Annotated in this window: 3 protein-coding genes; 1 reads left to right on the top strand and 2 read right to left on the bottom strand. The window is 72.2% G+C overall.

The genetic code is table 11. The features are described from left to right. Positions 1-163: 163 nt before the first annotated feature. Together P1P75_RS40380 and P1P75_RS40385 are read right to left on the bottom strand one after the other, a co-directional pair. A complete protein-coding gene (locus tag P1P75_RS40380; RefSeq protein ID WP_319264723.1) occupies positions 164-1,246 on the bottom strand; it encodes an NDP-sugar synthase in 1,083 nt (360 codons plus the stop codon). A gap of 198 nt (positions 1,247-1,444) precedes the next feature. Continuing rightward, positions 1,445-2,938: a peptidoglycan recognition protein gene (locus P1P75_RS40385; RefSeq protein WP_319264724.1), complete on the bottom strand. Its 1,494-nt coding sequence runs from the start codon at positions 2,936-2,938 to the stop codon at positions 1,445-1,447. 129 nt (positions 2,939-3,067) lie between these two features. Here P1P75_RS40385 and P1P75_RS40390 point away from each other — a divergent pair, with 129 nt between their 5' ends. Beyond that, positions 3,068-3,826, top strand: a complete 759-nt coding sequence (locus tag P1P75_RS40390; protein WP_319264726.1) for a TIGR03089 family protein — start codon at positions 3,068-3,070, stop codon at positions 3,824-3,826. Positions 3,827-3,904 lie beyond the last annotated feature (78 nt).

Consider the following 3,904-nt stretch of genomic DNA (forward strand, 5'->3'; position numbering starts at 1 on the left):
CCCATTTTTTTTTTTTCATGCAGAATCCAGCATACCAGTTTTTTGCCTGTTTCGGGGGTCCGGAGATGTGTTAAACGTCCCGACCTGAGGGCCGCGCCCCAGGCCCCCCTTTCGGCCCTGAGCGGGCCTCGTCCTCACACTCCCCCAGACGGGCTGAACGGCCTTACTGGTCCGACGAGAATCTGAGAGCCGCCGCCGGGATTCTCGCGTCGCACCACACCCTCGCCCCGTCACGGAGTTCGTTGTCGGGGCCGATCACGGCGCCGTCGCCGATGACCGTGCCGGTGAGGACGGAGCGTTCGCCCACGCGGGCCCGGGTGCCGATGAGGGAGTCGGTGATGACCGCGCCGGGTTCGATGACCGCTCCGGGCAGGATGGTCGAGCCGAAGACACGGGCGCCCTCCGCGACGAACGCCCCCTCGCCGACCACCGTGCCGCCGGTCAGCTTGGCGTCGGGGGCGACGGTTGCCGTCGGGAGGATCAGGCGGTCGCCGCAGCGGCCGGGGATCGCGGGGGACGGGGCGTGACCGAGGACCAGGTCCGCCGAGCCCCGGACGAAGGCCGCCGGGGTGCCGAGGTCCAGCCAGTACGTCGAGTCGACCATGCCCTGGAGGTGGGCGCCCGCGGAGAGGAGCTCGGGGAAGGTCTCACGTTCGACCGAGACGGGCCGGCCGGCCGGGATCGTGTCGATGACCGAGCGGCGGAAGACGTAGGCACCCGCGTTGATCTGGTCGGTGACGATCTCCTCGGGGGTCTGGGGTTTCTCCAGGAAGGCCAGGACCCTGCCCGTGTCGTCCGTGGGGACCAGGCCGTACGCCCTCGGGTCCGTCACCTTGGTGAGGTGGAGCGAGACGTCCGCGGACGTCTCCTCGTGGGTGGCCACCAGGCGCCTGATGTCCAGGCCGGTGAGGATGTCGCCGTTGAAGATCAGTACCGGGTCGTCGGGGCCCGAGTGGAGCCGGGACGCCACGTTGCGGATGGCGCCGCCGGTGCCCAGGGGCTCGTCCTCCGTGACGTACTCGATGTGCAGGCCGAGCGACGAACCGTCGCCGAAGTACGGTTCGAAGACCTCCGCCAGATAGCTCGTCGCGAGGACGATGTGGTCCACGCCTGCCGCTCTCGCCCGTGCCAGCTGGTGCGTGAGGAAAGGCACCCCCGCCGCCCTGACCATGGGCTTGGGCGTGTGCACCGTGAGCGGGCGCAGCCGGGTGCCCTTGCCGCCGACCAGGAGGATCGCTTCTGTCACCTTCGTCTCTGCTTCCTGCCGGGGACGGCCGAACTGTCTTTCGGCCGGCCAGTGTATGCAGACCGTTGTGCGCCAACTTCGATGGCCGTGCGGTGTCCCACGCGCAGTCCGCCCGACGGCTGTGGACGTGCCCCCGCCGAACGTGTCCTCCGTCCCGCCGGGGTCTCCCCGGGCCCCGGCGGTTCCGGGCCGGCGACGTCAGCGGCCCTGGTAGCCGGCCGCCGTCGTACGGGCCGAGCCGAGCTTGCCGTAGAGCTGCCGTCCTGGGCATTGCGTGGCGAATCCGTCCCGGTGTCCGGAGATCACGTTCAGTCGTACGTTCTTACCTTTTCGGTAGAGATTGCCACCGCCGGACGTCAGGTATGTCTTTCCGTTCGGATTGGCTCCGAACAGACCCAGCTTCCATGCCGTCAGGCGGGCGATGCCCTTGACCGCGGCGGCGGACGGCTTGGTGGAGGTGAACGTGCCGAGGACGGCGATCCCCATGCTGTTGCTGTTGAAGCCGAGGGTGTGGGCGCCAAGGACCGGCTTCGCCACACCCCCCGCGCGGCCCTCGTAGATGTTGCCGCACTTGTCGACGAGGAAGTTGTAGCCGATGTCCCGCCATCCCATGCTCTTGACGTGGTAGCGGTAGATACCCCGGATGACGGACGGGGCCTGCGAGCACTTGTACTTGTTGCCCGAGGCCGTGTGGTGCACGAAGGCCGCCTTGACCTTCTTCGTGTACACGAAACTCCTCTCCCGCAGCTTCTCGTCGGCGCCCCAGCCGCGGCGGGTCACGATGCCCGGACGGGGGCCGATGTACGGCTTCGCACGCTGAGCCGCCGTCAGTTCGCCGGAGCGCAGGGCGAGGAGTTCGCTCTCGGTGCCCGCACGGTCGAGGGCCGGGATCTCGGTGGCGTCGAGGGCGGCGAGCGGGGCGTTGGCCGCGGAGGCCTCGGCCGCCTGGGCGGTGGTGGCTCCGGCAATCGTGCCTTCGGTCAGTTCGGCCGCCGTGCCCGACGCCTCGGGGGCGTCCGCCGGGGCCGGTGCGGTCCCGGCCCGGATGCGGGGCGGGCCCACGGGGGCGTGGGCGGGGCCGGCGGCGTCGGTGGTGCCCGGGTCGACGAGCTCCAGGCGCATCCCCGCGGGGAGTTCCACGGACGAGGACACGGTGCGGGCGCCGCCCGCGGTGTCCTCCGTACGCTGCTCGGCGTCCGGGCTGACGCGGACCTCCACGCCGTCGGACTCCCCCACCCAGAGCGGGGCGGTGGCGCCGCGGACGTGACCGGAGGCGCGTTCGGGGGTGTCGGGGTCGGCGCCGTGGTCGGCGTTGTGCGTCTCGACGTCCTGCCAGGCGGACCAGGTGGCGGTGCCGGCGGCACGGGTACGGACCTGGACGCGGCCGTGCAGTTCGGCGTCCGGGTCGTCCCAGACGACGCCGAGGAGGGAGAAGGACCGTACGTCCCGGCGGAGCAGGCCCTGTTCGGCTCCCGTGCCGCCGAGGGCACGGTCGCGGGAGAGGGGGGTCAGGGGCAGCGACTGGGTGCTGCCGGCGAGCGGGGCGGCGGGGCCGGCGGGCCGGGCCGCGGCGGGTGCCGCCTGCACGGTCGTCGCCGGACGCGCCGTCACCGCGGTGGCGGGGGGCGTCAGCGGGAGGGCTAGTGCGGCCGCACAGGTGACGCCGATCGAGGAAGCAAGCAGTCCACGCATGCCACTGATCCTGGACATAGTCATACATTCCTGTCCATCGGGGACTTGAAGGGGCGTCGGCGGTCGTTCGGCCGAACCGGTGGCCCGGTGGCGGGCGTTCGCCGAGGCGCGGCGCGTACGCTGACGCGGGTGAACGCCACTGACCGCACCCCTGCCGACCTGCTGCGTTCCGCGCTCGCCGCGGACCCCGCGCGCCCCCTGGTGACCTTCTACGACGACGCCACGGGCGAACGGGTCGAATTGTCCGTGGCCACCTTCGCCAATTGGGTGGCCAAGACCGCCAACCTCATCCAGGACGGCCTGTCCGCCGAACCCGGTGACCGCGTCGCCCTGCTGCTGCCCGCGCACTGGCAGACGGCGGTGTGGCTGGTGGCGTGTTCCTCGGTCGGGGTCGTCGCGGACGTGGCCGGGGACCCGGCCCGCGCGGACTTCGTCGTGGCGGGGCCCGGCCGGTTCGAGGCGGGCCTGGCGTGCCGGGGCGAGCGGTACGCGTTGTCGCTCGCGCCGCTGGGCCGCCGCTTCGTCCCGGCGCCGCCGCAGGGATACGCCGACTACGCGGTGGACGTCCCGACCCATGGGGACCGCTTCGCTCCGTACGCGCCCGTCGACCCCGAGGAGCCCGCGCTGATCGTGGCCGGCGCGGAGTTCACGAGTGCGGAGCTGGTGGACCGCGCCCGCGCCGACGCTCCCGCCCTCGGCCTCCTGGGTCCCGGCTCCCGCCTTCTGTCGGGCCTGGCGTACGACACCTGGGAGGGCCTCAGCGCCGGCCTGTACGCCCCGCTCGCCACCGGCGGCTCGGTCGTCCTGTGCCGAAACCTGGACCAGGCGTCGAAGGAGACCCTGACGAGGCGGATCGACAGCGAGCGGGTGACGGCGACCGCGCGGTAGCCGGGCGCGGCATCGCGTACGGGCGCGTCTGCTGGGCCCACCTCCCCGGCGTGGGGCGACCTGGCGTTTCCTCGCCCC

Source organism: Streptomyces sp. ID05-39B, from assembly GCF_033794725.1.
Lineage (GTDB): Bacteria > Actinomycetota > Actinomycetes > Streptomycetales > Streptomycetaceae > Streptomyces > Streptomyces bobili.

What these genes read in the sequence shown, in the direction of transcription:
- P1P75_RS40385 (WP_319264724.1), bottom strand. Translation starts at nt 2,938, where the DNA reads ATGCGTGGACTGCTTGCTTCCTCGATCGGCGTCACCTGTGCGGCCGCA.